Source organism: Pseudonocardia sp. P1 (genome assembly GCF_000178675.2).
GTDB lineage: Bacteria > Actinomycetota > Actinomycetes > Mycobacteriales > Pseudonocardiaceae > Pseudonocardia.
Map to the genome: position 1 here is coordinate 3287414 of NZ_ADUJ02000001.1, position 26152 is coordinate 3313565.

Annotated in this window: 26 protein-coding genes; 12 read left to right on the forward strand and 14 right to left on the reverse strand. The window is 73.3% G+C overall.

Features of this window, described 5'->3' with window-relative positions; all coding sequences use genetic code 11:
- Nucleotides 1–109 precede the first annotated feature (109 nt).
- Nucleotides 110–940, forward strand: coding sequence for a phosphotransferase family protein (locus tag PP1_RS14910; RefSeq protein WP_010240938.1), 831 nt, complete (start codon nucleotides 110–112; stop codon nucleotides 938–940).
- 19 nt (nucleotides 941–959) lie between these two features.
- Here PP1_RS14910 and PP1_RS14915 read toward each other — a convergent pair whose 3' ends face one another.
- The 6 genes from PP1_RS14915 to PP1_RS14940 all read right to left on the reverse strand — a co-directional run bounded on the left by PP1_RS14915 (nucleotide 960) and on the right by PP1_RS14940 (nucleotide 7198).
- On the reverse strand, nucleotides 960–2984 hold the full coding sequence (locus PP1_RS14915) for a hypothetical protein (protein ID WP_010240939.1): 2025 nt from the start codon (nucleotides 2982–2984) through the stop codon (nucleotides 960–962).
- A gap of 52 nt (nucleotides 2985–3036) precedes the next feature.
- Nucleotides 3037–4278 (reverse strand): ATP-grasp domain-containing protein, encoded by a 1242-nt coding sequence (locus tag PP1_RS14920; protein ID WP_010240941.1) that lies wholly within the window; start codon nucleotides 4276–4278, stop codon nucleotides 3037–3039.
- Between the two features lie 97 nt (nucleotides 4279–4375).
- On the reverse strand, nucleotides 4376–5317 hold the full coding sequence (gene whiA / locus PP1_RS14925; protein WP_075313922.1) for a DNA-binding protein WhiA: 942 nt from the start codon (nucleotides 5315–5317) through the stop codon (nucleotides 4376–4378).
- Nucleotides 5318–5427: 110 nt separating this feature from the next.
- Entirely contained in the window at nucleotides 5428–5631 is a 204-nt protein-coding gene (locus PP1_RS14930; RefSeq protein ID WP_010225175.1) for a hypothetical protein, read from the reverse strand.
- A gap of 129 nt (nucleotides 5632–5760) precedes the next feature.
- Nucleotides 5761–6468, reverse strand: coding sequence for a TetR/AcrR family transcriptional regulator (locus PP1_RS14935; RefSeq protein ID WP_010225170.1), 708 nt, complete (start codon nucleotides 6466–6468; stop codon nucleotides 5761–5763).
- A gap of 124 nt (nucleotides 6469–6592) precedes the next feature.
- A complete protein-coding gene (locus PP1_RS14940) occupies nucleotides 6593–7198 on the reverse strand; it encodes a TetR/AcrR family transcriptional regulator (RefSeq protein ID WP_033198788.1) in 606 nt (201 codons plus the stop codon).
- An 87-nt stretch (nucleotides 7199–7285) separates the two neighbouring features.
- Here PP1_RS14940 and PP1_RS14945 point away from each other — a divergent pair, with 87 nt between their 5' ends.
- The 4 genes from PP1_RS14945 to PP1_RS14960 all read left to right on the forward strand — a co-directional run bounded on the left by PP1_RS14945 (nucleotide 7286) and on the right by PP1_RS14960 (nucleotide 10477).
- Nucleotides 7286–7726 carry a nuclear transport factor 2 family protein gene (locus PP1_RS14945; RefSeq protein WP_010225160.1) on the forward strand — a complete coding sequence of 147 codons (441 nt, stop codon included), beginning with the start codon at nucleotides 7286–7288 and terminating at the stop codon, nucleotides 7724–7726.
- Nucleotides 7723–8538 carry an oxidoreductase gene (locus PP1_RS14950; RefSeq protein ID WP_010225158.1) on the forward strand — a complete coding sequence of 272 codons (816 nt, stop codon included), beginning with the start codon at nucleotides 7723–7725 and terminating at the stop codon, nucleotides 8536–8538. The genes PP1_RS14945 and PP1_RS14950 overlap by 4 nt, the downstream gene beginning before the upstream one ends.
- Nucleotides 8539–8559: 21 nt before the next feature.
- Entirely contained in the window at nucleotides 8560–9522 is a 963-nt protein-coding gene (locus tag PP1_RS14955) for an NADPH:quinone oxidoreductase family protein (RefSeq protein WP_029239229.1), read from the forward strand.
- 106 nt (nucleotides 9523–9628) lie between these two features.
- A complete protein-coding gene (locus tag PP1_RS14960) occupies nucleotides 9629–10477 on the forward strand; it encodes an excalibur calcium-binding domain-containing protein (protein WP_060574235.1) in 849 nt (282 codons plus the stop codon).
- Nucleotides 10478–10490: 13 nt separating this feature from the next.
- Here the strand turns inward: PP1_RS14960 and PP1_RS14965 are convergent, their stop codons facing one another.
- Nucleotides 10491–10979 (reverse strand): class I SAM-dependent methyltransferase, encoded by a 489-nt coding sequence (locus tag PP1_RS14965; protein WP_083696992.1) that lies wholly within the window; start codon nucleotides 10977–10979, stop codon nucleotides 10491–10493.
- 47 nt (nucleotides 10980–11026) lie between these two features.
- Here PP1_RS14965 and PP1_RS14970 point away from each other — a divergent pair, with 47 nt between their 5' ends.
- The gene (locus PP1_RS14970; protein ID WP_157178924.1) at nucleotides 11027–11458 is read left to right on the forward strand and encodes a DUF1707 SHOCT-like domain-containing protein; all 432 of its coding nucleotides are present in this window, start codon (nucleotides 11027–11029) and stop codon (nucleotides 11456–11458) included.
- 24 nt (nucleotides 11459–11482) lie between these two features.
- Here the strand turns inward: PP1_RS14970 and PP1_RS14975 are convergent, their stop codons facing one another.
- Nucleotides 11483–12649 (reverse strand): LLM class flavin-dependent oxidoreductase, encoded by a 1167-nt coding sequence (locus tag PP1_RS14975; RefSeq protein ID WP_010225697.1) that lies wholly within the window; start codon nucleotides 12647–12649, stop codon nucleotides 11483–11485.
- Between the two features lie 164 nt (nucleotides 12650–12813).
- Here PP1_RS14975 and PP1_RS14980 point away from each other — a divergent pair, with 164 nt between their 5' ends.
- Nucleotides 12814–13410 carry a TetR/AcrR family transcriptional regulator gene (locus PP1_RS14980; RefSeq protein WP_010225699.1) on the forward strand — a complete coding sequence of 199 codons (597 nt, stop codon included), beginning with the start codon at nucleotides 12814–12816 and terminating at the stop codon, nucleotides 13408–13410.
- An 8-nt stretch (nucleotides 13411–13418) separates the two neighbouring features.
- Here PP1_RS14980 and PP1_RS14985 read toward each other — a convergent pair whose 3' ends face one another.
- Nucleotides 13419–13820, reverse strand: coding sequence for a hypothetical protein (locus tag PP1_RS14985; RefSeq protein ID WP_139316960.1), 402 nt, complete (start codon nucleotides 13818–13820; stop codon nucleotides 13419–13421).
- Between the two features lie 77 nt (nucleotides 13821–13897).
- Here PP1_RS14985 and PP1_RS14990 point away from each other — a divergent pair, with 77 nt between their 5' ends.
- A complete protein-coding gene (locus PP1_RS14990; RefSeq protein WP_010225703.1) occupies nucleotides 13898–15739 on the forward strand; it encodes a prolyl oligopeptidase family serine peptidase in 1842 nt (613 codons plus the stop codon).
- Between the two features lie 106 nt (nucleotides 15740–15845).
- Entirely contained in the window at nucleotides 15846–17141 is a 1296-nt protein-coding gene (locus PP1_RS14995) for a Fic family protein (protein ID WP_010225705.1), read from the forward strand.
- A 24-nt stretch (nucleotides 17142–17165) separates the two neighbouring features.
- Here the strand turns inward: PP1_RS14995 and arsC are convergent, their stop codons facing one another.
- The gene (arsC, locus tag PP1_RS15000) at nucleotides 17166–17510 is read right to left on the reverse strand and encodes an arsenate reductase (glutaredoxin) (protein ID WP_010225707.1); all 345 of its coding nucleotides are present in this window, start codon (nucleotides 17508–17510) and stop codon (nucleotides 17166–17168) included.
- A gap of 152 nt (nucleotides 17511–17662) precedes the next feature.
- Between arsC and PP1_RS15005 the strand changes: the two genes are divergently transcribed.
- Complete coding sequence (locus tag PP1_RS15005) at nucleotides 17663–18925, forward strand: DDE-type integrase/transposase/recombinase (RefSeq protein ID WP_249265922.1); 1263 nt, start codon at nucleotides 17663–17665, stop codon at nucleotides 18923–18925.
- Nucleotides 18926–18995: 70 nt separating this feature from the next.
- Here PP1_RS15005 and PP1_RS15010 read toward each other — a convergent pair whose 3' ends face one another.
- Nucleotides 18996–20447, reverse strand: coding sequence for a catalase (locus PP1_RS15010; RefSeq protein ID WP_010243952.1), 1452 nt, complete (start codon nucleotides 20445–20447; stop codon nucleotides 18996–18998).
- A 133-nt stretch (nucleotides 20448–20580) separates the two neighbouring features.
- Between PP1_RS15010 and PP1_RS15015 the strand changes: the two genes are divergently transcribed.
- Nucleotides 20581–21774 (forward strand): MFS transporter, encoded by a 1194-nt coding sequence (locus PP1_RS15015; protein WP_010243954.1) that lies wholly within the window; start codon nucleotides 20581–20583, stop codon nucleotides 21772–21774.
- Between the two features lie 184 nt (nucleotides 21775–21958).
- Entirely contained in the window at nucleotides 21959–22981 is a 1023-nt protein-coding gene (locus tag PP1_RS15020; RefSeq protein WP_010243955.1) for an endonuclease/exonuclease/phosphatase family protein, read from the forward strand.
- A gap of 75 nt (nucleotides 22982–23056) precedes the next feature.
- Here the strand turns inward: PP1_RS15020 and PP1_RS15025 are convergent, their stop codons facing one another.
- The 3 genes from PP1_RS15025 to PP1_RS15035 all read right to left on the reverse strand — a co-directional run bounded on the left by PP1_RS15025 (nucleotide 23057) and on the right by PP1_RS15035 (nucleotide 26124).
- The gene (locus PP1_RS15025; protein ID WP_010243957.1) at nucleotides 23057–24136 is read right to left on the reverse strand and encodes an aspartate-semialdehyde dehydrogenase; all 1080 of its coding nucleotides are present in this window, start codon (nucleotides 24134–24136) and stop codon (nucleotides 23057–23059) included.
- A gap of 6 nt (nucleotides 24137–24142) precedes the next feature.
- On the reverse strand, nucleotides 24143–25408 hold the full coding sequence (locus PP1_RS15030) for an aspartate kinase (RefSeq protein WP_010243960.1): 1266 nt from the start codon (nucleotides 25406–25408) through the stop codon (nucleotides 24143–24145).
- A gap of 227 nt (nucleotides 25409–25635) precedes the next feature.
- On the reverse strand, nucleotides 25636–26124 hold the full coding sequence (locus PP1_RS15035; RefSeq protein WP_010243961.1) for a CGNR zinc finger domain-containing protein: 489 nt from the start codon (nucleotides 26122–26124) through the stop codon (nucleotides 25636–25638).
- Between the last annotated feature and the right edge of the window lie 28 nt (nucleotides 26125–26152).

Genomic DNA, 26152 nt, shown 5'->3' on the forward strand with positions numbered 1-26152 from the left:
GCGACGCCCTGGTGGAAACACGGGGATCCGGATCTCACCCGTCCGTGTCGGCAGCCGGGCGACGGTCCATGATCGTGCATGGTCCTCGGTCCACGGAGAGGAGGCACCGATGCCGCTCACCGCGGCCCAGTCCGCCCTCCTCGCGGCCTGGCTCCCCGGCGCCGAGCTCGTGCACGACCACAGCTGGGGCCTCGCCGGGACGACGGTCCTGCAGCTGCGCCACGCCGGGCGCGAGCACATCGTGAAGGCCGGCGACGACGCCGACACCCACATCGTCCGCGAGCTGCGCGCCCACCGCAGGTGGCTGGGCCCGCTGCGCGGCCACGTCCCGGCTCTCCTGCACGCCGACGACGACGCCCGGCTGCTCGTCACCCGGTACCTGCCCGGCAGGCTCGTCGAGGGCGACCCGTCCGAACACGACCCCGGTACCTACCGCCAGGCCGGACGGCTCCTGGCGCTGCTGCACGACCAGCCGTCCGTCGTCGACCCCGGGTACGAGGCGCGGATGCGGGACCGCTCGCTCGCACACCTCTCCCGCCCGCACCGGATCGCGCCGTCGACCGCGGACCGGCTGCGGTCCGAGATCGCGTCCTGGCCGGACGGCCCGGCGACCCTCGTCCCGACCCACGGCGACTGGCAGCCACGGAACTGGCTGGTGCACGACGGCGTCGTCGCCGTGATCGACCTCGGGCGGGCGGACCTGCGCCCCGCGGCCACCGACCTGGTCCGGCTGGCCGCGCAGCAGTTCCGCGGGCACCCGGAGCGGGAACGCGCCTTCCTCGACGGCTACGGCGCCGACCCGCGGGAACCGGCCGCCTGGCGGCGGGAGCAGGTGCGCGAGGCGGTCGCCACCGCCGTCTGGGCGTACGGGATCGGGGACGAGCCGTTCGAGCGCCAGGGCCACCGCATGGTGGCCGAGGCGCTCGACGGCACCGGCTGAACCGGCAGATCCGTGCCCGTCAGACGGGCCTGGTCCCCTCGGTGGCCTGCAGCTGCCCGGCCGGGAGCCGGTCCGCGCCCCAGCTCCGCTCGATGTAGCCGATGATCCCGGCGATGTCGGCGTCGGGCACCTTCTCCGGCTCCCCGCGCTCCAGCGGGTCGACGTGGAAGATGTAGAGCCGCGAGGCGAACTGGTCGAACGGCAGCGACGCCTCGCCGAACCGCTCCCCGTTGCCCGCCGTCGAGACCACGACGCCGTCGCCCCAGTCCTGCCCGCTGTCGTTGTTCGGGTTGTAGAAGTACACCCGCATCACGTCCTGCGGATCGGGCGCGACCCGCAGGATGGTGATCGCGTGCCAGCCGACGTAGCGGGCGGCGCTGTCGGTGACGGCGACGCCGGCCGGCTGCGGGTGGATCAGCGGCTGCGCCCCGTTGTAGGCCGGGTGGTAGCCGGCGTGGAACTGGCGGAGGAAGTCATCGAGGTCGACCAGATTGCCCGTCGCGACGTCGACGTCGATGTGGAAGCCGCGGTGCGCCCACCAGCCGTGGAACTCCGGGTTGACCCACCGGTGCGGGTCACCGGGCCGGTCCGCGCACCGGCGGCCCATCTCGGCGTAGATCCGGTCCAGGTGCGGCACGACGACCAGCGACACCGGGTCGAGGTCGACCGGCAGCGCCTGGGCCACCCCGGCCCCGCTCTCCTGCGAGGAGATCCGCTGGCCCTCGAAGTGCATGATGATCTCGTCGTCGCGGGCCGCCCAGACGACCATCTGCAGCAGGTAGTCGGGATCGTTGTAGGCCCACATCGACAGCGCACGGGCCGACTGGCAGGTCGGGTTGTCACCCTGCCCGATGCCCAGCGGCTGGCCGAGCATCGACAGCACGCCGGCCAGCAGCCGCACCTCGGGCGCCGGGTCGCCGCCGAACGCCGCGACCAGCCGCTCGCGGGCGGCAGGCGACAGTTCGAGCGCGATCTGCCGCCACAGCGACGGCACCACCGGCGGCTCGTAGAGAATGCCGCGGTCGAGCAGCAGGGCGAGCCCGTAGATGCACTGGGCGGTCTGCGGGGTCACCGCCTCCTCGATCAGCCGGTGCACCAGGTCCCGGTAGCGGAGCAGGCAGTTCTTGCCGGTGTCGGACACCCCGAGCGCCTCGGCGATGAGGTAGTCGCTCTCGTGGCGGAGGAACTGCAGCAGCTCCGCGTGGTACGGCGAGACCAGGCCGGTGTCGTGCATGGCCCGGGCGAACCCGGACGCCTCGTACTGCAGCCCACCGGTGTCCATCGCCTCCAGCCGGGACCGGAAGACGTCGACACCCGGGTCGTCCCGGCATGCCTCGGTGGTCCCGAACAACGCCGTGATCAGCCGGTCCAGGCCCTGCCCGGACGACAGGTCGACGTCGGGGTCACCGCGCCAGATCGACAGCCGCGTGATCAGCGACGCGACCTGGTCCACCTGGATCGGCCGCTGCCGCAGGACCCGCCAGATCTCCTCGACGAGCTTGTCCAGGACGACGTCGTAGCCGACGACGTCGGCCACGTGCCGGAACAGGTCGCGGATGAGCTGCGCCGTCCGGCCCTGCCGGGTCCGCTCCGCCTCGGTGGGCGGGGTGAACAGCAGTTCCAGGTTCATCGCCAGCACCTGGGACAGGAACTCGCGGGCGTCCTCCGGGGTCAGCGACGGGTGCTCGTAGTCGCCGCTGGCGACCGCGAGCGTCCGGAGCTCGCTGGTCGCCTCCATCACGACGGTGTCCGCGTCCCCGCTGTGCAGCCCCGGTCCGACGAACGACGGGACGAGGATCTCCGGTGTGGCCCAGTCCGTCCCGAGGAACACGCCGGCCTCCTCGAGCTCCCGGGCCCGGGCCTGGACAGCGGCGGCCCCGCCCGGCTGCAGCAGGACCCGCCGCAGCTGCTCGAGGACCCGCCGGAGTTTCGTCGTCTTGCCGAAGTCGGCGGTCTGGGCCAGGGCCCGGGTGGCGTCGTCGAGCGAGACCAGGCGCTTGTCCAGCACCGGGGTCTCGTCCGCGACGTCGGGGGTCGGTTTCACACGGCTTCCCTCGTTCGGTGTTCTGCGTCCGGTGTTCCCGCTGACGCGGGCCTCAGACGTAGAAGTCGAGTTCTTCCTGCTTCTTCAACAGATCACGCATGCGGTAGGGGTCGTCCCCGAAGAAGTACAGCAGGCCCCAGTGGGTGCCGAACGCGGTCCGCTTGGTGACCGTCTCCTCCAGCGGCGCCGAGAGGTCGTGCGACTCGTAGTAGTCGTCGTCCTCGGTCTCCTCCGGGATCTGAAGGTCGCTGACGACGCGCCGGCGGGGGTAGACGCCGAAGCACCCGGCCACGCCCTCGGCACCCTCGACCTCCTTCGGGAAGAAGGCGTCGATCTCCTCCTCGGTGGTCGTCGGGTCGAAGGCCAGCACGAGCGCCTGGTACGCGTTGAACCCGTAGGCGCGCTCCAGCAGCTCGAAGACCTTGAAGCCCGGCGGCCGGTAGGCGACCTCGCCGAAGTACATCTCGCCGTCGGAGGTCACGAAGTACTCCGGATGCACGAACCCGAACTCGATGTCGAAGGTCTTGATGAGCTTCTCGATCTGCGCGGTGATCGCCGGGCGGTACTTCTCGAGCTCCGGGGTCGCCGGGACGAACACCGAGTAGCCCAGGGTGACGTACTCGGAGATGTTCAGGAATTTGATCTTCCCGTTGTGGACCCAGGCCTCGACGGCGAACTCCCAACCGTCGAGGTGGGATTCCATCAGGACCGGGAACTCCTCGTCCGGAATGGTGTCGACCTCGTCCGGAGTACGGATGACGCGGTGCCCGAGGCATCCGGCCTTGTCGAACGCCTTGAGGTGGATCGGGTCGTTCGGGTCGCCGTCGAGCTTGAGGAGCGTCTGGTTGACCCGCTTGAGGAACCGGATCACGTCCTCACGGTCGTGGGCCTCCTCGAAGATCCCCACCCGGATGCCGCCGAGCTGCGCACGGCGCTTCATCAGCGCCTTGTCGCGGAGCAGCATCGCCTGGCCGAAGAGCCGGGGGTTGTCCATCAGGACGGAGTTGATCGCCCCGGCCCACTCCACCGTCTCCTCGAACAGCGGGATCGCGACGTCGACGCCCCTCTCCTGCAGCGTCTCGGCGATCTCCATCGATCGGTCGTTGAGTCGCTCGAAGTTCCACGGGACGTAGGGGATGTCGTGCTCGGCGCAGTACTCCTCGGCCCATTCCGGAGCGACGACGACATATCTCCGGTCGAAACGGTCGAGCGCCTCGACCGCGTTCAGACTCCATCCGAGGAGAGCGACGTAACCCTTGTCGGGATTCTTGGCGACCGGCTCGGACCGAGGCATCGAAACAGTTCCCCCGTGATAGCGCTTTTCCCAATGAATTCGGGCGGACCACTCGACCCTACCTGCCATGTGTTTGTCCGGCCGGTCGTGGCGTGGATCAGCCCGGTCCGGCGTGCTCCTCGGCCAGGGCGACGAGCCGGCGGAGACGGCCGGCCACGGCGTCCTTCGACAGCGGCGGGTCGGCCCGCTGCCCGAGCCGGGACAACGACAGCGCCGGGTGCCCGACACGCAGCAGACCCGCACTGCGCAGCTGCTCCGGCGCGTCCGGCCCGAGCACGTCGAGTGCCCACCGGACGCGGGCGACGGTCCGGTCGGCGGCCTCGGCCGCCCGGCGCGCGTTGACGGTCTCCAACGGGACGTTCAGCGTCCGCGACGCGGCCGGGGGCGCCGCCGCCGCGCACCGGCGCAGCAGGTCGGCGACGCCCGGAGCACCGGTCGCCCGGAGCAGCGCGTCGATGCAGTCCGGATCACGGACCACGACCCGGTGCTCGGTCGCCGTCTCCTGCGCGACGGCCAGCACCCCGAGCCCCCGGGCGGCCCCGACCAGTGCCAGCACCACGGCGGGCCCGGGGCAGCCCACCTGGATCCGGACCCGGCCCGACGACCGCAGGATCCGGCCACGGGCGAGCAGCGCACCGCGCCAGGCGCCGGCGGCGACCGCGGGCCCGCCGCCGACGACCGCGGGCGGGAGCCCGAGGACGGCACGGCCCGTCCGGTCGACGAGGCCGGTGGCCCTGGCCAGGTCGGAGCCGGTAGCCGTCACCCTGACGAAATAGCGCAGCGGGTGGCCCGACACGTCGACGGCGTCGGCGCGGGCCGACGCCCGGCCGTACAGGTCCACCAGTTCACGGCGCAGCCGGACCGCGGGCTCCGGCGAGGTGAACTCGGCACGGACGACGGTGCGGCCACCGGCCGTCGTCACGTCACCCGAGATCCGGAGCTGGGTCGCCGTGGCGGCGTGCCGGACCACGGGACGTTCCTCGCGGACGGCGCCGAGCTCGCGGTGCAGCTCGGCGGTGACGCGCTCGGGATCGAACACGGTCTCTCCTGCAGGTGCGCGCGAGGGCGGGGCGGGGTCACGAATCCCCCGATGTGACCCCACCCCACCGGGCCGGACGGGACGTGGGAACGGCCCGTCGTGGTCGTGGGTCAGGCCGGCCCGTCCGGCCCGGCGTGCATCGGGCACCGCGGATCGACGCACGGCTCGTCGACGGCACCCGACCGGAACGCGGCGTTGGCCAGCACCGAACAGAGGCAGCCCCGGGCCTTCGCCCGCGGTCCACCCGGTGCCAGGTCGTCGCGCGATCCGGACGCCGAGGGCTCCGCCCCCTGCCCGCTCGTCGCCTCCGTCATCGGTCCCCCTCCGCACACGATGCGCGCCCGGCGTTCCCCGAGAGGCCCGTGCGCATGTACACGCAGCGACCGGGCACGAACCCGTCGTGCCGGTCGGACACGGAGAGTACTCTATACGCGGAGTAACGCCTATTTCGGCTCGGTACTCACCGGAAGGGGGGCATCGGGGTCGAGATCGATCCCGTTCTCGCGGGCGAGGCCGTCGATCTGGGCCCAGATCAGGGCCGTGAGGTGTTCGGTGACGGCGTCCCGGGACACCGCCCGGTGCACCAGCCACCACTCGGCCGTCGCCTGCACCGACCCGACCAGTGCCTGCGCCCAGATCTGGACCAGCTCCGGCTCGTCGAACCCGAGCGACTCCACGTAGCTCCCGAGCAGACCGGCCAGCGCGCCGGAGATGAACTCCCGGCCGGCGTCGGCGACCTCGTCGCCCTGCCCGGGCAGCCGGCGCCGGAACAGCAGGTGGATGTTCGGCGAGTCGTCGAGGAAGCGCATGAAGGCGTCCAGCGAGGCGCGGATGCGCGGGCGGATCGCGCCCTCGTCGTAGATCGCCGGCATGAGGCGTTCCATCAACCGGTTCGTCGCGCGCTCGGCCATCGCGTCGAGCAGCGCCGCCCGGTCGCCGAAGTGCCGGTAGATCACCGGCTTGGTCACCCCGGCCTCGTGGGCCACCTGGTCCAGACCGAGGTCCGGACCGTCCCGCCCGAGGACGGCCAGGGCGGCGTCCACGAGCTCCTCCCGCCGCCGGGCGCGGTGGGCGGCCCAGCGAGTGCTCCGGCCGTCGACCGGACGTCCCGCGGGCGCGGGACGCTTCTCGGGTCGGTCGACGGCGGACACGATCGGGATGATCCTCCTTCGGACGTCTGCCGGGTAGCGCGCGTGCGGCCCCCGGCGAGCACCCGGGCGCCGGATCCAGCCGTACCCGGACGCCAGTGGATCATGCCCTTTCCTGCGCCCCGGTTCACCCTGTGGTGAGCCCCCGGACGACGAACGCGACGAGCCGGTCGGCGAGATCGTCGTCGAGGGGTGCGCCGTGCACGGTGAGCCGCCAGAACGGCACGCTCCCGAGCACGTCCACGACCAGTTCGGCGTCGGCCCCGGCGGCCCGTCCGGCCGGGATCTCGCCGCGCGCGACGGCACGCTCCAGCACCGCGCCGGAGCGGGCGCGGCGCGGCCCGGCGAGCCGCTCGCGGAACGCCGACGCGAACTCCGGTGAGCGACGCGCCTCTGCCAGCAGGTCGGGCAGGACGAGGCCGAGGCGCGGGTGGTCGAGCCAGTCCCGCATCCCCGCGACGAGCTCGCGCAGGTCCCCGGCGAGCGTCCCGGTGTCCGGGGCGGGGTCGTCCGGCACGCCGAACCGCCCGACGACGTCGACCACCATGCTGTCCTTGCCGGGCCAGCGCCGGTAGAGGGCGCTCTTGCCCACCCCCGCGCGCGCCGCGACGCGCTGCATCGAGAGCCGGCCGTAGCCGACCTCCGCGAGCTCGACGAGCACGGCCTCGACGACGGCCTCGGTCAGTTCGGGCCGGAGCACGGCGGCCCCGGTCGCGGGTCGGCGAGCGGTCATGGTCACAGCATACGACTGGACGAGACGGCCCCGTCCCGTCCATAGTTGGTCGGGACGGGACCGTATCGACCAGACCGGAGTCACCCGATGGACGAGCAGGACCGCCGCGAGCGCGCACACCGCGCGATGGACGCGGCACTCGACCGGATCCTCGACCACGACATGGCCGGTTTCGCCGCGCTGTGGGCCCCCGGCGGCACGATGGACTTCCCGTTCGCGGCCGCGGGGTCGCCGTCGCACCTGGACGGGCGGGACGCCGTGGCGCGCTACGTCGACGGCTACAACGACCTGCTGCTGCCCGGCTCCGTCGTGGCGCAGACCCGGCACGAGACCACCGACCCGGACACCCTGGTCGTCGAGTTCACGGTCGAAGGCCGGATCGTCGCGAGCGGCGAGCCCTACACGATCGGCTACGTCGCCGTCGTGACCGTCGGACCGGAGGGGATCACCGGATACCGCGACTACTGGAGCCCACTCGCGGTGCAGGACACGCTGGGGCGCACCGGGCTCGCGGAGCCGACGCGATGACCGTCCTCGTCACCGGCGCGACCGGCACCACCGGCTCCCGGGTCGCCGCACTGCTCGACGACGCCGGTGCCGACGTCCGCCGCGCCGCCCGGTCCACCCCGGTCCGGTTCGACTGGGCCGACCCCGCGACGCACGACGCCGCGTTCGACGGCGTCGACCGCCTCTACCTGCTCCCCCCGCTCGCCACGCCCGACCCGGCGCCGGTGGTCGCCCCGGCCCTGGAGCGGGCCGTCGGACGCGGCCTGCGCCGCGTGGTGCTGCTGAGCGCGGCCGCCGTCGAGCGGGGCACCCCCGGACTCGGCGCCGTGCAGGACCTCGTGGCGGAGACCGTCCCGGAGCCCGTGCTGCTGCGCCCGTCCTGGTTCACCCAGAACCTGCTCGGCGACCACCTCACGGCCCGCGGCCTGCGCTCCGGCGAGCTGGTGACCGCCACCGGCGACGGCCGGCTCCCGTTCGTCGACGCCGGGGACATCGCCGCCGTCGCCGCCGCGCTGCTGCTCGCCGACGGCCCGCCCGAGCCCGACGTCGTCGTCACCGGCCCGGAGGCGCTGTCCTACGACGACGTCTGCGCGGTCTGGACGGACGTGACCGGCACCCCGGCCCGGCACGTGGCGGTGAGCGTGGCCGCGATGACCGACCGGCTCGTCGCCGACGGGATGCCCGCCGACTACGCCGCCGTCCTGGCCGGGCTCGACGGGTTGATCGCCACCGGCGCGCAGTCCGGGACGAGCGACGCGGTGCGGCGGTGGACCGGGCGGGAACCACGGAGCGTGCGGGAGGTGCTCGCGGCCGCCGTGGCAGGCTCGCACTGATCCACGACACGAGGAGGCGCGGTGCGACGGGTGCTCTGCCGGGAGTTCACCGATCCCGAGCGGCTGGAGGTCGTCGAGGAACCGGCGCCGCGGCCGGGTCCGGGCGAGGTGCTGCTGGAGGTCGAGGCGGCGGCGGTCAGCTTCGTCGACGGGCTGATCGCCCGCGGCGGCTACCAGCTGCGGCCGGAGCTGCCCTTCACGCCCGGGTCCGCGGTGGCGGGGACGGTCGCGTCCGGGCCCCGCGCGGGCGAGCGGGTCGCCGCGCTCCTGGGCCTGTTCGGCGGGTTCGCCTCGCACGCCGTCGTCGCCGAGGACGAGCTCGTGCCTGTTCCCGACGGCGTGGACGCCGACGTCGCGGCCTCCTCGATGGAGGGCTACGGGACGGTCGCGTTCGCACTGGGACACCGGGTGACGGTCCGCGAGGGAGACCGGGTCGTCGTGCTCGGCGCGGGCGGCGGGATCGGGCTGGCCGCCGTCGACCAGGCCCGTGCCGCGGGCGGCCGGGTGCTCGCCGTGGCGTCCACGGAGGACAAGCGGGAGGCCGCGCTGGCGGCCGGCGCCGAGGACGCGATCGGCTACGGCGACTCCCCCGCGGCGCTCAAGGACGCGCTGCGGGACCGGACCGGCGGCGGCGTCGACGTCGTGATCGACCCGGTCGGCGGCCCGAACGCGGAGGCCGCGCTGCGGGCGCTCGGCACCGGGGGCCGGTTCTGCGTCATCGGCTTCACCTCGGGCGAGATCCCGCGGCTGCCGGCGAACGTGGTGCTGCTCCGCAACCGGACCGTCGTCGGCGTCGACTGGGGTGACTGGTCGCGGAACGACCCGGGTGCGGCACGGGACCTGGCCGCGGAGGTGCTGCGCCGGATCGCCGCCGGGGAGCTGCACCCGCCCGCGCCCGCCACGCTCCCGCTGGAGCGGGCGCAGGAGGCGACCCGGCGCTACGCCGAGCGCACCGCCGTGGGGAAGCTGGTGCTGGTCCCCTAGCCGTCATCACCCTTGATGACGCCCGGTAATGGCCCGGTGACACCTCCCGATAGGCCGTTCGCAGGCGCGGCAGCAGCGCCGCACGGACCACTCGGGAGGACAGCCGATGACCGCCACCCAGCCCTGGGCCACCACCGTCGAGCAGGCGCCGGTGGCGCGCGGGAACGCACCGGCGACCGCCGGGTTCTGGCTCGGCCTGGTCGGTCTGGTGGCCGGGTTCGTGCCGATCCTGGGGCTCCTGGTCACCGTGCCCGCGGCGGTCCTCTCGCACGCCGGGCGGGCGCGCTTCCGCAGCGGCCGCGCGGCGGGTCCCGGACGGTCGACCGCGGGGACGGTGCTGGGCTGGACCGGTAGCGCGATCTGCGTGCTGATGTCGGTCTTCATGATCGTCGCCGCCGCGAACGCCCCGGTCCAGGCCGTCCAGCCGGTGGCGGCCGCGCCGGTCGCTCCGGCCCTGCTGACCGTGCCGAACGTCGTCGGGATGGACGACCGACAGGCCCGCGAGGTGCTGGCGGCCGCAGGCTTCAGCAACGTCGTCCTCGGCCCGTCGACCGGGTCGATCGCGGGGGTCGCCGCCGGCACCGTGACCACCCAGCTCCCCGGCGTCGCCGCCCTGGCCGCCCCCGGCGACCCGATCGTGCTCGGGGAGGCCGCCGCCCCGCCCGCCCCGCCGGCGCCGGTCGTCGCCCCGCAGAGTGCGCCGACCACTGCCGCCGCACCCGCGGCGCAGGCGCCGGCCCTCGTCGCGGAGCCGGACACCGACGTCGACCGGCCCTACGTCCCGGCCGCGCCGCAGCCGCTCGTCTCGTCCGGCTCGGGCAGCTCGTCGGGCTCGTCGGCCTACTACGCCAACTGCTCGGCGGCCCGCAGCGCCGGCGCCGCGCCGCTGTACCGCGGGGACGCCGGCTACAGCTCCAAGCTCGACCGCGACGGCGACGGTGTCGCCTGCGAGTGACGGCGACGGTGTCTCAGACGGGGCGGGCGGAGACGCCCGCCCCGCCGTCGCCGGTCACCGGCGTGACCACCCACCCGTGCCGGGCCAGCCCCGCCGGTACGGCGTCGGGCGGCGGGCCCTCGTAGAGCACGTGCAGGACACCGCCCGGCGCGAGCGCGGCCCGCAGCACGGCCAGCTCGGGGGCGGGGTCACGGGTCCAGAACAGGTTGACGTTCACGGTGAACGCGACGTCCACCGCCCCGTCGGGCACGACGAGGTCGTGCAGCGCGGACTCGCGGACCTCGAGCACCCCGGACGCGACGTGCGCGGCGTTGCGCTCCGTGGTCCGCCGCACCGCGACGGCCGACCGGTCCACCGCGAGCATCCGGCCCCCGGACAGCCGCGGGCAGAGCAGTTCGGCGGCCGCGCCCGGGCCGCACCCGATCTCGAGCACCCGCGTCGACGGCGACGGGTCCACCACGCCCGCCGCGAACCGGATCCGCTCCGGAACCACCCTCGTCACTCCCGCAGCGTGGCACGACCGGGCCGGACACGGGCATAGTCGATGTGGTGAACGAGCCGGTGCACCACGACGACGTCAGGATCTCCGACGCCGACCGCGAGGTGGTCGCCGCTCGGCTGCGTGCCGCCCACTCCGACGGCTACATCGACCTGTCCGAGTTCGACGAGCGCGTCGCCGAGGTGTGGCGGATGCGCACCCGCGGCGACCTGTCCCGGGTGACCCGCGACCTGCCGGTCGCGCGGCCGCAGCCGCGCCGGGACGGGCTGGTGTTCTCGTCGTCGCCGGGCGGCGTCGCGATGCGGGTGCTGTCGATCATCTGGCTGTGCGTGACGGCTGCGGCCGCCGCCGGGACCGGGGTCGTCGCGCTGCTCACCGACCTGTCCCCGTGGTGGTTCCTGCTGGTCGCCGCCCCGCCCGGCGCGGTGCTGGCGTCGCTGTGGCTGGCCGGGATCGGCCGTCCCCGGCGCGGCGGCCGCTAGCCGGCCGCCGCGCCGGGGCGGTGCTCAGCCGGCGCTCCGCTCCTCCTCGTACCGCTTCGTCATCGTGTCGACCGCGTCGAGCTGGGTCTGCGCGTGCCGCTCCCGGGTCGACGACGCCCGGTCCTTCGCCGCGAGCGTCCCGGCGGCCTGGCCCTGGAACTCGGGCATCACGTACTGGGCGATGAGCTCCCAGGACCGGCGGGTCGCCTCCGGGTTGGCCCACTCGTGGCCGAGCAGCAGCATGCACCCGAAGCCGCCGGACTGGTCGGCGAGCTTCTGCACCTGGGCCTTCGCGTCGTCGACGGTCCCGATCGCGCCGATACCGGCGTCGTTGATGAAGTCGATCATCTCCCGGACGTTCGAGCCGTCGACGGCCATCTGCGGGAACGCGGCGACCTTCTGGAAGTAGTTGAACCAGTGCTCGATGCCGTACTCGACGTCGCGGTAGGCCTGCTCCCGCGTCTCCGCGACGTGCATGAGCCCGACCAGCCGCCACTTGTCCCGGTCCGGGGCGGGCTGCCCGTGGTGGGCGGCGCGCTCCTCGACGACGTCCCAGTGGTGGGCGAGCGCGTCGAAGCCGTCCTGGGTGAGCGTCGCGCCGATCGACATCAGCCCGACGCCGTGCTGCCCCGCCATCCGCGGGCCGGTCGGTGAGGCGACCGCGGCGACGGCCACGTCGAAGCAGGGATCGGTGTAGGGCGCGAGCTGCAGCTGGGCGTCGATCAGCTTGTGGGTCGGCGTCTCCGCGTTGACGACCTCGCCGCGCAGCAGCCGCATGATGATGTCGAGGTTCACCGCGAGCAGCTCGCGGGTGGCGGTGGGATCGAGACCGATCATCGCCGAGTCGGTCGGCAGCGAGCCGGGTCCGCAGCCGAGCATCGTCCGGCCGCGGGTGAGGTGGTCCAGCATCACCATGCGGTCCGCCACCCACAGCGGGTTGTGGTACGAGATCGACGTGACGCCGGTGCCGAGCCGGATGTTGCGCGTGCGCTCGGCCGCGGCGGCGATGAAGATCTCGGGCGACGCGATGATCTCCGACCCGGCCGAGTGGTGCTCACCGATCCACGCCTCGTCGAAGCCGAGGCGGTCGAGGTGCTCGACCAGTTCGAGATCGCGTTGCAGGGCCAGGGTCGGGTTCTGGCCGGGCTTGTGGAAGGGGGCCAGGAAGGTTCCGAATCGCAGTCTGCTCACGGGGACTCCTCGTCGGGCGCGGGCACCCGCTCCGGTGGGGGCACCCTCCCCGAAGTCCTTACCCGTCGTGACCGGCGTCACGCAACTGTCGAATATTCGGGAACCGGTGATCGGTGAACGGCCGGTGTACGGCCGTCCGTCCCGCTCGGATAGGTTTCCCGATCATGGGACACCGCGAGGAGCTGCTGGACGGGGCGGCGCAGTGCCTCTACGAGAAGGGCTTCGGCCGCACCACCGCCCGTGACGTCGTCGCCGCCTCCGGCACGAACCTCGCGTCGATCGGCTACCACTTCGGGTCGAAGGACGCACTGCTCACCGAGGCCCTCCTGCGCGCCACGACCGCGTGGGGCGAGGAGCTCGACCGCGCACTCGCCGAGCCCGACGGTGCCGCGACCTCCGACCCGGACCGCCGGGTGGAGGACACGTGGGGCCGGGTGATCAGCCTGTTCTCCACACAGCGACGGCTGTGGGCCACCCACGTCGAGGCACTCGCCCAGGCGGAGCGCCTGCCCGAGCTGCGGGCCAAGCTCGCCGAGGCCCAGCACGAGGTCCGCGAGGGCCTCGCCCTGACCTTCCACACCCTGCCCGACGACGACCCGGCCGCCGCCGACCGGCGGGTGCACGTGCTCGGCGCCGTCTACCAGGCACTGCTCACCGGCGTCATGGTGCAGTGGATGCTCGACCCCGAGTCCGCGCCGAGCGGCGTGGACCTCGCGGAGGGCCTGCGCGCGATCGTCGAGCGCGCCGACGCGCTGGCCTGACCCGGGCCTCAGTGCCGGGGCACGACGCGGCCGATCACCGTGCCGCCCCGGTCCGCGCCCGGCTCGGCCACCCGCACCGACAGCGTGCCGAGGGCGAGGAACCGGATCGTGACGGTCCCGCCCGCGGTGACGTCCACGGCGCGTCCCTGCTCGGGGACCAGCACCCGTCGTGCGACGTCGCTGCCGACCGTCAGCACCACCGTCGTCCCACGGGGTACGACGACCGTGCCCACCGCCTCGACCCCGGCGGCCGAGGAGAAGTCGAACCGCACCGGGGTGAGACCGCTCGCATCGGCCGTCGCGACCCGGGTCGGACCGGCCTGCGCCGCGCCGCCCGCCGTGCCGCACGCCGCCAGCGGCGGCGTCACGACCAGCAGACCGGCGAACAGCAGGCCGGCCGATCTCCGCATGCCCTCCATGCTGCCCGATCCGGTGGTGTGACCCCCGCCCGGTACACCCGGTCGTGGCATTGGGCACGATCGGGAGCGTGACGTCCCACCCCGCCGCCCCGGTTCCCGAGAAGCTCTTCGACGACGAGCGCGAGCAGCGCTGGCGCTCGCGGTTCACGGCGGTCCGGATGTCCCGCCCGGACTGGGCGCTCGACGCACCGCACCGCACCGCCTACGTCTCCAACGCGACCGGCACGTTCGAGATCCACGTGTGGGACCGGGACTCCGGCGAGCACCGGCAGGTGACCGACCGGCGCAACGGCACGACCTCGGCCGTCCTGCCGCCGGACGGGGAGCACCTGTGGTGGTTCGCCGACACCGACGGCGACGAGTTCGGGCACTGGGTCGCCCAGCCGTGGTCCGCGGCCGCCGGCGCGCCGACCGAGCCCGCCGTCCCCGGCGCCGGTGACGGCTACCCGGCCGGTCTGGAGATCGGCAGGCGGCGGACCGCGGTCGGCGTCTCCACCGACGACGGCACCACCCTGCTGGTCCACGAGCGCGGCTCGGCCGGACCCGCCAGGGTCGTCTACCGGCACACCGAGGACGCCGGGGTCGGCGCGCTGTCCGAGGACGAGACGCTGCTCGCGATCTCGCACTCCGAGCACGGCGACTCCCGCCACCCGTCGCTGCGGGTGCTGGACCTCGACGGCGGCGGGGTCGTCGGCGAGCTGCACGACGGCCCGGGCAAGGGGCTCGCCCCGCTGGAGTTCGCGCCGGTCGCCGGGGACCAGCGGCTGCTGGTCTCGCACGAGCGCCGTGGCCGCGAGGAGCTGCTGATCTGGGACCCGACCACGGGGGCGGTCACCGAGCTGGAGATCGACCTGCCCGGGGAGCTCGTCGGCGGCTTCTACCCGGACGCGTCCGCGCTGCTGATCGCGCACACGCACGCGGCGCGGACCCGGCTGTTCCGCTACGACCTGGCCACCGGCACTCCGGTCGAACTGGCGACGGCACCGGGCTGCGTCGGCTCCGCCGAGGTCCGCGCCGACGGGACCGTCGAGTACTCGTCGTCGTCGGCGGCGACCCCGTCGCAGATCCGGGCGCTGCGCCCGGACGGCACCGACGACGTCCTGGTCGCGCCGCCCGGGGAGCGCCCGCCCGGCTCGCTGCCGGTACGCGACGTCTGGACCACCGGCCCCGGTGGCGACGTGCACACCCTGGTCACCGAGGCACCCCGGACCGGCGACCGCCCCGCACCGGCGGTGTTCGTGCTGCACGGCGGCCCGCACGCCGCCGACGAGGACCGGTTCGACGCCGGCCGCGCCACCTGGGTCGACGCCGGGTTCACCGTCGTCGAGATCAACTACCGCGGTTCCACCGGGTACGGCTCGGCGTGGCGGGACGCGATCGAGGGCCGGCCGGGCCTGACCGAGCTGGACGACGTCGCCGCGGTGCAGGACGCCCTGGTCGCGGACGGCACCGTCGACCCGGCCCGCTGCGCCGTCGACGGCTGGTCCTGGGGCGGCTACCTGGCGCTGCTCGCGGCGGGATCGCAGCCGGAGCGATGGGCGGCCGCCGTCGCCGGGGTGCCGGTGGCCGACTACGTGGCCGCCTACGACGACGAGATGGAGCAGCTGCGGGCGTTCGACCGGGCGCTGTTCGGCGGCTCCCCCGCCGACCTGCCGGACCTCTACCGGGAGGCGTCGCCGCTGACCTACGTCGACGCGGTGCGGGTGCCGGTGCTGGTCCTGGCGGGGGAGAACGACCCGCGCTGCCCGATCCGGCAGATCGACAACTACCTGGACGCCCTCGCGGGCCGCGACGACGTCGCCTACGAGGTCAGCCGGTTCGACGCCGGCCACGGGTCGCTCGTCGTGTCCGACCAGCTGGACCTGATCGCGACCGAGGTCGACTTCGTCCGCCGGGCATTGGCCGGCTGACCCGGCGTGCGCCGTTTCCTTGACCGGAACCCCACTGTGGTTAACTTTGACCCTCGAAAGTTAACCACAGTGGGGTTCTGAGCAACTTACGGCAGGAGCGTCGAGCATGGCCGAGCTGACGGTCCGGACCTGGGAACCGTCCTGGGACGCGCCGACCCGCGAAGCCCGGCGCGGTGGCCGCTACGAGGCCTACGTCCCCGATCCGCTCGACGGGCGCCCGCTCGCGCTCGGCGGCGAGCTCGCGACCCGGGCGGCCGGCGTCGAGGCCTCCGTCCGCGCGCTGTCCTCGGGAGCTGCGGCGCGTGGTCTCGAGGGGCTGGCCCGGTTCCTGCTCCGCTCCGAGGCGATCGCGTCGTCGCGCATCGAGGGGATGCACGTGTCCGCGCAGCGCGTGGCGCTCGCGGAGCTCGCCGAGTCCGAACCGGTCGGACGCGGGAGGATCAGCGCGAGCGCCCGCTTCGTCGCGAACAACATCGCGGTCCTCCGCTCCGCCGCGACCGATCTCGCCGAGGGCCTCGACGTGACGGTGGGCGCCGTGGACGGGCTGCACCGCGCGCTGCTCCCGGAGGAACGGCACCACGGCCTCCGCACTGTCCAGAACTGGATCGGGGGAAGCGGTTGGAACCCGCTCGGGGCCCAGTTCGTCCCGCCGCCGGAGACGCACGTCCGGCCGTTGATGGAGGATCTCGTCGCCTATGCGGCCGGCGGCGTCCACGCGCCTCTGGTCCAGGCGGCCCTCGTCCATGCCCAGTTCGAGACCATCCACCCCTACACCGACGGCAACGGCCGGGTGGGGCGGGCTCTGATCCACACGGTCCTCACCAGGCGCGGTCTGACCCCGGCGGCCATCCTCCCCATCAGTCTCGTGCTCCTCACCCACTCCGACGCCTATGTCGACGGGCTCACCGCCTACCGCTATCTCGGACCCCCCGACGCGGATGCCGCCCGCGCCGGTACCGAGACCTGGCTGAGCACGTTCGTCGACGCCGCCGGGACCGCGGTCGACCAGGTCACCCGGTTCGCGTCCGATCTCACGGAGCTGCGGACCGACTGGGCGGCCCGGCTGTCGCGGCTACGGGCCGGCCGCGGGGTGCGGGACGTGCCGCGATCGGGTTCCGGGGTCGCCCGCCTGCTCGATCTCCTGCCGGAGGCACCGCTCGTCACGGCGGCGACGGTCCGTCGTCTCCTCGACGTGTCGGCCCCCGCAGCGCACAAAGCCCTCGACGAGCTCACCGATGCCGGTGTCCTCACCCGGAGGACTCTGGAGCGGGGGACGCGCGGCTACTTCGCACAGGACGTGTTCGATCTGCTCACGTTCGCGGAACGCCGCCTGGCCAGCACGAGGTGGGACACCCGCGAGTCCACGCCACGTCGCGCCGTCCCGGCTCGACCGCATCCGTGACCCGGCGCCCGCGACCCACCGGCCTCAGCCCTCGATCAGTGGCAGCACGTTCTCCGGCGGCCGGCCCAGCACGGCCCGGTCGCCGGAGCGCACCAGCGGACGCTCGATCAGCTTCGGCTCGGCGGCCAGGGCGTCGAGCAGGGTGGCCCGGTCGGCGCCCTTGAGGCCCTGCTCCCGGAACGCGGCCTCGCCGGTGCGGGTGATCACGAGCGGATCGTCGGTGCCGAGCGCGGCGAGCGCGGCCTCGATCTCGGCCCGCGACGGCGGGTCGTCCAGGTAGCGCCGCACGGCCGGCTCGACGCCGTGCTCCTGCAGCAGGGCGAGCGTGGCGCGGCTCTTCGAGCAGCGCGGGTTGTGCCAGATCTCCATGGCGCCTCCGGCGCTCGTGAGTGGTTATCGCGGCCAGAGCCACGTGTCTGTTCTCAGGACATCCGACACAGTTGATGTCTCGGCACATCGAGGACACTGAGTAGCCCGCTGGCCGGGTTGGTCGATCCTGGTGATCGACCAGCCTGGTCCAGGTGGGTGGAACAGGGTTCGAGATGGATCCCGACCTCGTCGCGGCGGTCGCCCGGGCCGCCGCCGGGCAAGAGATCAACATCGCTCGGGTGTGCCGAGAACTCGGCGTGTCCCGGTCGGTGTTCTATCGCAAGCTGTCCCGTTTCCGAGACCAGGGCAGCACCGGTCTGGCACCGCGTTCACGTGCCCCGCACACCCGTCCCAGCGCGGTGGCCGAACACGTGGCCGAGGCGGTGGTGCGGGCCCGCAAAGAACTCGCCGACCAGGGCTGGGACCACGGAGCCCAGACCATCCGCTGGCGGCTGCTCGACGCGGCCCGCACCGGCCGCAGCCCCGGCAGCAGCCCTGGCAGTAGCGCCGGCAGCGGCCCTGGCAGTAGCGGCGGCAGCGGCCCGGCACTCGAGCAGGCCGAGGTCCCGTCGCGGGCCACGATCCACCGGCTGCTGGCCGACCGCGGCCAGATCACCCCGCAACCACGTAAACGACCCCGCCGCAGAACGCACCGGTTCGTCCACCCGGCCCCGAACGCGGTCTGGCAGATCGACGGCGCCCAGACCGTCCTGGCCGATGGCCGGCGCGCCACGGTGGTGCAGGTCATCGACGACCACTCCCGGCTCGACATCGCCTGCCACGCCGCGAGCAGCGAGAACGGCGAGGCCGCCTGGGCCGCGCTCAGCGCCGGCTTCGCCCGCTACGGCCACCCGGCCTGCGTGCTCTCCGACAACGGCACCGCCTTCTCCGGCCGGCGCCGCCAGTGGCCCCTGGTCGACCTCGAACGCCGCCTGGCCGCGCTGGGCATCACCACCATCGTGTCCTCGATCGGACACCCACAGACCTGCGGGAAGAACGAACGCGCCCACCAGACCCTGCAACGCTGGCTCGCCGCCCGACCCACCCCGGCCACCCTGACCGAACTCCAGAACCTGCTCGAGACCTACCGGCAGGGCTACAACCACCGCCGCCACCAAAGCCTCGACGGCGACACCCCGCACCAGCGTTTCCACACCCGCGAACCCGCCCGACCGGCCGGACCCGCACCCCGCATCGCCGGACACCTCACCCGCACCGTCTCCGAGACCGGAGTCATCAGCTTCTCCGGAACCTCGATCGGTCTGGGCCGCCGCCACGCAGGCACCACCGCGGAGGTGTTCTGGCAAGGCGACCGCGTCACCATCCTCATCGACGACGCGGTCGCCGCCAGCCTTACCCTCGATCGCAGCGTCCGCTACCAGCGGACCACCAGCAAACCGTCCACGATGTGCTGAGACAGATCTGTCTCAGATGTGCTGAGACACGACACGCGGCCAGAGCCACGATAACCACTCACGGGCGGCGTCAGCCGCCTCGCACGGCCTGCTCGATCCGGTCGCCGATGTCCTTGTCGACGTTGCGCCAGTACTCGAAGGCGCGCTGGAGGATGGGCTCGGTGACGCCGTCGGACAGGTGCCCGGCCACGTTGCCCACGAACCGCTCGCGCGCGGCGTCGTCGAAGACCTCGCGGACCATCGTGCCGGCCTGGCCCCAGTCGTCGTCCTGCTCGCGCAGGGCGTACGCGGTGCGGACCATGTCGCCGTCGGCGTGCCACTGCGCCTCCGCGACCCGCTTCGGGTCGGCGGCGGGCCCGCCGTAGGAGTTCGGCGCGTAGATCGGGTCACGGGAGTTCGTGATCCGCATCGAGCCGTCCTTGGCGTAGTTGTTCACCTCGGACCGCGGCGCGTTGACGGGGATCTGCTTGTAGTTGACGCCGAGCCGGGCGCGGTGCGCGTCGGCGTAGGAGAACCCGCGGGCCAGCAGCATCCGGTCCGGCGACAGCCCGGTGCCCGGCACCAGGTTGTTCGGCTCGAACGCGGCCTGCTCCATCTCCGCGTGGTAGTCCTCGACGTTCCGGTCCAGGGTCAGCTTCCCGACCTTGATCAGCGGGTAGTCGGCGTGCGGCCAGACCTTGGTCAGGTCGAACGGGTTGAACCGGTAGGTCGTCGCGTCGGCGAAGGGCATGACCTGCACGTACAGCGTCCAGCTCGGGTGGTTGCCTGCCTCGATCTGGTCGTAGAGGTCGCGCTGGTGATAGTCGGCGTCCGCCCCGGCGAGGTGGTCGGCCTCGTCCTGGGTCAGGCACTCGACACCCTGGTCGGTCTTGAAGTGGTACTTCACCCAGAACATCTCGCCGGCGTCGTTGATCCAGCTGTAGGTGTGGCTGGAGTAGCCGTTCATATGCCGCCAGGTCTTCGGGACGCCGCGGTCGCCCATCAGCCAGGTCACCTGGTGCGCGGACTCGGGGGAGAGCGTCCAGAAGTCCCACTGCATGTCGTGGTCGCGCAGGTTGTTGGAGACGCGGCGCTTCTGCGAGCGGATGAAGTGCTGGAACTTCATCGGGTCGCGGACGAAGAACACCGGCGTGTTGTTGCCGACCATGTCCCAGTTGCCCTCGTCGGTCCACAGCTTCAGCGAGAACCCGCGCGGGTCGCGCCAGGTGTCGGGGCTGCCCCGCTCCCCAGCGACGGTGGAGAACCGGATCACGCCACGCGTCTCCGCGCCGGGCTGGAGGAACGAGGCCTTCGTGTACCGCGAGACGTCCTCGGTGGTCTCGAACCTCAGGAACGCGCCGCCACCCTTGGCGTGCGGCTGGCGCTCCGGGATGCGCTCCCGGTTGAAGTTCGCCATCTGCTCGATCAGGTAGTGGTCGTTGAGCAGGATGGGACCGTCGGGACCGATGGTCAGCGAGTGTTCGTCGCTGGCGACCGGGCTGCCGGAGTCGGTGGTGGTCGGCTTGGGCTGCGAGCTCGTCACTGCCGCGCCTCCTCGTGGTGGTGGTCGGCGTTCGTTCGGGAGTCCCGTCGGGGATTCCCGCGCCCTCCGGAACCAAACCGGGGACGGCGGGCCCGGCCGGAATCCGGTGGACACCGCCCCGCACGATGGACGGGTGCCCGATGCCACGACCTCCGCCCCACCGCGTTCCGGGATCGGCGCCTTCGCCGACGTCCTGCGACGCCCGGGGGTCGGAACGATCACCGGGATCGGCATCGCGGCCCGGATCCCCGCGACGGCCGTCGGCGTCACCCTGACCCTGCACACGGTCCTGACGCTGGGCTACGGCTTCGGCGCCGCCGGGCTGGTCGCGGCGGCCGTCCCCACCGGGATGGCGGTCGGCGCACCCCTGCTGGGCTCGGTGATCGACCGCTTCGGGCTGCGCCCGATGGTGGTGCTGACGACGACGTCCGGCCTGCTGTTCTGGTCGGTCGCCCCGTTGCTGGGGTACGCCGGGCTGCTGGCTGCGGCGTTCGTCGCGGGCGTCCTGACGTTGCCGGTTTTCTCCCTGGTCCGGCAGGTGATCGCGGCGATCGTGCCGGCCGGGCACCGGCGTCCGGCGTTCGCACTGGACTCGATGTCGGTCGAGCTGTCGTACATGACCGGCCCGGCCATCGGCTCGCTGCTGACGGTGTGGCTGGGCTCCGCGGTCTCGCTGCGGGTGATCGGGGCCGGGTTCGTGCTGGCCGGGCTGGCGCTGTGGTGGCTCGATCCACCCGTCCGTGCTGACGGCGGCGCCGCCCGCTCCGAGCCCCGGCCACCGGTCCGCAGCTGGCTGTCCCGCCCGCTGGTGGGTGCGCTGCTCACGGTGACCGCCGCGGTCATCGCGATCATGGGGACCGAGTTCGCGTTCGTCGCGGCGCTGACCGCCGCCGACCAGGCGTGGGCGATCGCGCTGGTCAACGCCGGATGGTGCCTGGCGTCGCTGGTCGGCGGGTTCGCCTACGGGGCCGCCCGCCGGGCCGTGCCCCTCCCGCTGCTGCTCGCCGCCCTCGGCCTGCTGACGCTGCCGGCCGCGCTCGCCTCGTCGTGGTGGGGCCTGCTGCTCCTCCTGCTCCCCGCCGGACTTCTCGTCGCACCGACGCTGGCCGCCGGCAGCGACGCCGTCGGCGGGCTCGCCCCGGACCGGGTCCGCGGGCTGGTCACCGGTCTGCAGGGCTCGGCGACGACGCTCGGCATCGCCATCGCGAACCCGCTGTCCGGGTTCCTCGTCGACGCCGTCTCGCCGGGCGCCGCGATCGCCGTGTGCGGCTCGGTCGCCGTCGTGTTCGCCGGGATGTCGGCGTGGCTGATGCGGGTGCGCACCTGACCGTCCGCTGCGGAGACACAGCTCACTGGCCTCCCGTCCAGGAGGCGCCGACCCGCGTACCGGCAGCGTGGAGCGGTCGACGGACGATCACGCAAGCCGGTGTCTGAGAGGGTCCACAGGCGATCGGCGCACCGTCCCCCGGATCCTCCGCTCCGGGGCGGCCCGCTCGGGCAGACTGGACCGGGTGAGCGCGCCACCCCACCCCGACTCCGAGACCCAGCCGATCCGCCGGGGGCCTCCCCGCCGCCGGTTCGGGCCGGTCCGGTGGGCGTTCGCGCTGTTCCTGGGTGTCGGTGCCGCCGGCGCCACCCTCCCGGACCTGGTCGGGCTCGACGCCTACTCGCCGTTCGCACAGCTCATCGCGTTCCGGCCGCTCGGGGTCGCGGCGCTGACGGTCCTGGTGCTGGTCGCGCTCGTCGTCACCGCGTTCGCCCGGCGGTTCTGGCCGGTGCCGGTCGTCCTGGCGCTGATCGCGCTGGTGGGCGCCTCGCTGGTGCTCCCCCGGACGACGGCGTCGGCCACCCCGCCCGCGGGCGGGAGCACCCTCAAGGTCCTCGCCCTCAACGTCTACGAGGGCGAGGCCGACGCCGGATCGCTCGCCGCGCTGATCGACGACGAGGACCCGGACATCGTCTCGATCCCCGAGGCCGGCGGTCGCTACAAGCAGCAGCTCGAGCCGTTGCTCGAGCCGATGGGCTACCGCCTCGAGTCGTCGGTGTCGCCCCGCCGGGCCGACGTCACGGGCAACACGGTCGCGATCGCGGAGCGCCTCGGCGACGTCCGCACCCGCGCCGGCGACGACGTCCGCTTCCCCTACATGGAGGCGACCGGCGGCGGGCTGGGCGAGCTGCGGTTCGTCGCGTTCCACTCGGTCGCGCCGGTGCCGCGCTCGGTCGGCCAGTGGCGCTCGGACCTGGGGACGGTCGGGCAGTGGTGCTCGGGCGACACCCCCGCCGTGATCGCCGGGGACTTCAACGCCACGCTCGACCACTCGGTGTTCCGCGAGGCGACCGCCGGGTGCGGCGACGCGGCGGCACAGACCGGCAACGGGCTGTCCGGCACCTGGCCGACCTGGGCGCCTGCCTGGCTGGGCCCGCAGATCGACCACGTGCTGTCGACCGGCGGCATCACCGCCGAGTCGTTCTCGACGCACGTCGTGCCGGGCACCGACCACCGGGCCGTCGTCACGACGCTGCGACTCCCCTGAGCCGGCCCCACACACGACGACGGCCGCCGTCCCGGGAGTCCGGGCGGCGGCCGTCGGTGCGTGCGGCGGGTCCGGTCAGCCTGCGGCGGCGACCGTCTCCGCGACCTCGTAGGTGTTCAGCGCGGCACCCTTGCGCAGGTTGTCGCCGCAGACGAACAGCTCGAGGGTGTTCGGGAAGTCCAGCGCCTGCCGGATCCGGCCCACCACGGTCGGGTCCCCGCCGACGGCGTCGGCCGGGGTCGGCCACTCGCCGGCCGCCGGGTCGTCCTTGACGACGATCGTCGGCTGGGCTCCCAGCACCTTGCGGGCGGCGTCGACCGCGACCTCGCGGGAGAAGGTCGCGTGGATCGACAGCGCGTGCGTCGTGACCACCGGGACGCGGACGCAGGTCGCCGAGACCTTGAGCTCCGGGATCCCGAGGATCTTGCGGGACTCGTTGCGGACCTTCAGCTCCTCCGACGACCAGCCGTCGTCCTTGAGGGACCCGGCCCACGGCACGACGTTGAGCGCCAGCGGCGCCGGGAACGGCGAGCCTGCCTCGGACCCGACCGGGACACCGGCGTCGGACAGCGCCTTCGCGACGTCGCCCGAGACGTTGCCGGCCTGCTTGCCCGCCACCGCCTCGATCTCGGCGTAGAGCTGGTCGATGCCGGGCTGCCCGGCACCGGACGCGGCCTGGTACGAGGCCACGACCAGCGACTCCAGTCCGAACTCGCGGTGCAGCGCACCCATCGCCGCCATCATCGACAGCGTCGTGCAGTTCGGGTTGGCGATGATCCCCTTGGGGCGCTCGGTGACCTTCTCCGGGTTCACCTCGGGCACCACCAGCGGCACCTCGGGGTCCATCCGGAACGCACCCGAGTTGTCCACCGCGACGGCACCGCGCGCCGCGGCGATCGGCGCCCACTCGGCGCTGACCTCGTCCGGGACGTCGAACATCGCGATGTCGACGCCGTCGAACACCTCGGGCTTCAGCTCGAGGACGGTGACGTCCTCGCCGCGGACCCGCAGCACCTTGCCCGCCGAGCGGGCGGAGGCGATCAGGCGGATCTCGCCCCACGGCACGGACTCGCGGGAGTCGATGATCTCGATCATGGTGGTGCCGACGGCACCGGTGGCGCCGACCAGCGCCAGTACGGGCTTGTCCATGGCCATCTCAGCTCACCGGCCCGTTCCCGCGGCGACCACCGCGTCGTCCTCGGCGCCGAGCTCGAAGGCCTCGTGCAGCGCCTGCACCGCGTCGTCCAGCTGGTCCGAGCGGCAGATGACCGAGATCCGGATCTCGGAGGTGTTCATGGTCTCGATGTTGATGCCGGCGTCCGAGAGCGCCTCGCAGAACTTCGCGGTGACGCCCGGGTGGTTCCGCATGCCGGCGCCGACCAGCGACACCTTGCCGATGTCGTTGTCGTAGATGATCTCGGAGAAGCCGATCTCCGACTTCGCCCGCTCCAGCGCCGCGACGGCGGTGTCGCCGTTCGAGCGGGGCAGCGAGAAGGTGATGTCGGTCTTCTTGTCGGAGACGTTGGAGATGTTCTGCAGGACCATGTCGATGTTGATCTCCGCGTCCGCGACCGTGCGGAAGATCTTCGCCGCCATGCCGGGGGTGTCCGGCACACCGGTGACCGTGATCTTGCCCTCGGACCGGTCGTGCGCGACGCCGGTGATGATCGGGTTCTCCAACGGAATCTCCTCGATCGAGCCGGAGACCAGCGTGCCCGGCTTGTCGTTGTAGGAACTGCGCACCCGCAGCGGGACGCCGTAGCGGCGGGCGTACTCGACCGCCCGCAGGTGCAGGACCTTCGCCCCGGACGCGGCGAGCTCGAGCATCTCCTCGTAGGTCACCGTCTCCAGCAGGCTGGCCTTCGGGACGATCCGCGGGTCGGCGGAGAACACGCCGTCCACGTCCGAGTAGATCTCGCAGACGTCGGCGTTCAGCGCCGCGGCGAGGGCGACGGCGGTCGTGTCCGACCCGCCGCGGCCGAGCGTGGTGATGTCCTTCGAGTCCGCGCTCATCCCCTGGAAGCCGGCGACGAGGACGATGTGCCCCTCGTCCAGCGCCTCGCGCAGCCGGTACGGGTTCACCTCGGTGATCCGCGCGTCGCCGTGCTTCGAGGTGGTGAGCATGCCGGCCTGGGAGCCGGTGAACGAGCGGGCCTCGGCCCCGAGCGAGTGGATCGCCATCGCCACGAGGGCGTTCGAGATCCGCTCACCGGCGGTGAGGAGCATGTCCATCTCGCGGGCCGGGGGCTTGGGTGAGATCTGCTCGGCGAGATCGGTCAGTTCGTCCGTGGTGTCCCCCATGGCGGACACGACGACGACGACGTCATGGCCCTCCTTGCGGGTACGGACGATGCGCTCCGCGACCTTCTTGATGCGTTCCGCGCTCTCGACCGACGAACCGCCGTACTTCTGCACGACGAGGGCCACGCCGACCTCCTGTCCTGGCTCCGGGGTCCGGAGCCGTCGGGTGCTCTCTCTGGGCCGCGGGAACGCGTGGGGACACACCCGCGGCGCTGGTCGGAACGGCACACTACCGGCGGGGGGCACCCGATTTCAGGCTCTGGCCCGACCTCGATGACGCAGCCCACACGGGCGGGCCTTCGCGGCCCCGATCGGGTATCCCGCGCCGCGCGCGGCCCCGCGGGTACATGCGGTCAGGCAGCGGCCCTGCGCCGGTGCCGCCGGACGGCGTCGGTGTTCCCGCAGCGGGCGCTGCAGTACCGCTGCCGGCCGGTGCGGGAGACGTCGGCGTACACCCGTCCGCACTCCGGGGCGGCGCAGCGCCCGAGCCGGTCCATCCCCTTCGTCGCCAGGTGCGTCGCGGTGCCCATCGCGATCAGCGCGTGCAGCACCCCGGCCAGGCCGAGCCCGTCGTCGCGGTGGTGGAGGTGCCAGTGCCCGTCGTGGTCGGTCAGGCGGGGCGGACCGGTCCCCTCCGCGAGCAGCGCGTTCAGGAGCCGGGCGCGCTCGGCGCCCGGACCGGCGTCGACGACGGCGGTCCAGCGCTCCAGCAGGACACGCACCGCGCCGAGATCGGCCTCGACCGGCTCCCACTCCCGCGCGACGCCCGCGGCCACCGCCCGCTCGGCCAGCTCCCGGAGCGACGACGGCGGGTCGTTCGCGAGGTCGGCGGCGAGCAGCACGGGATCACGACCGTAAGGGTTGATGTGC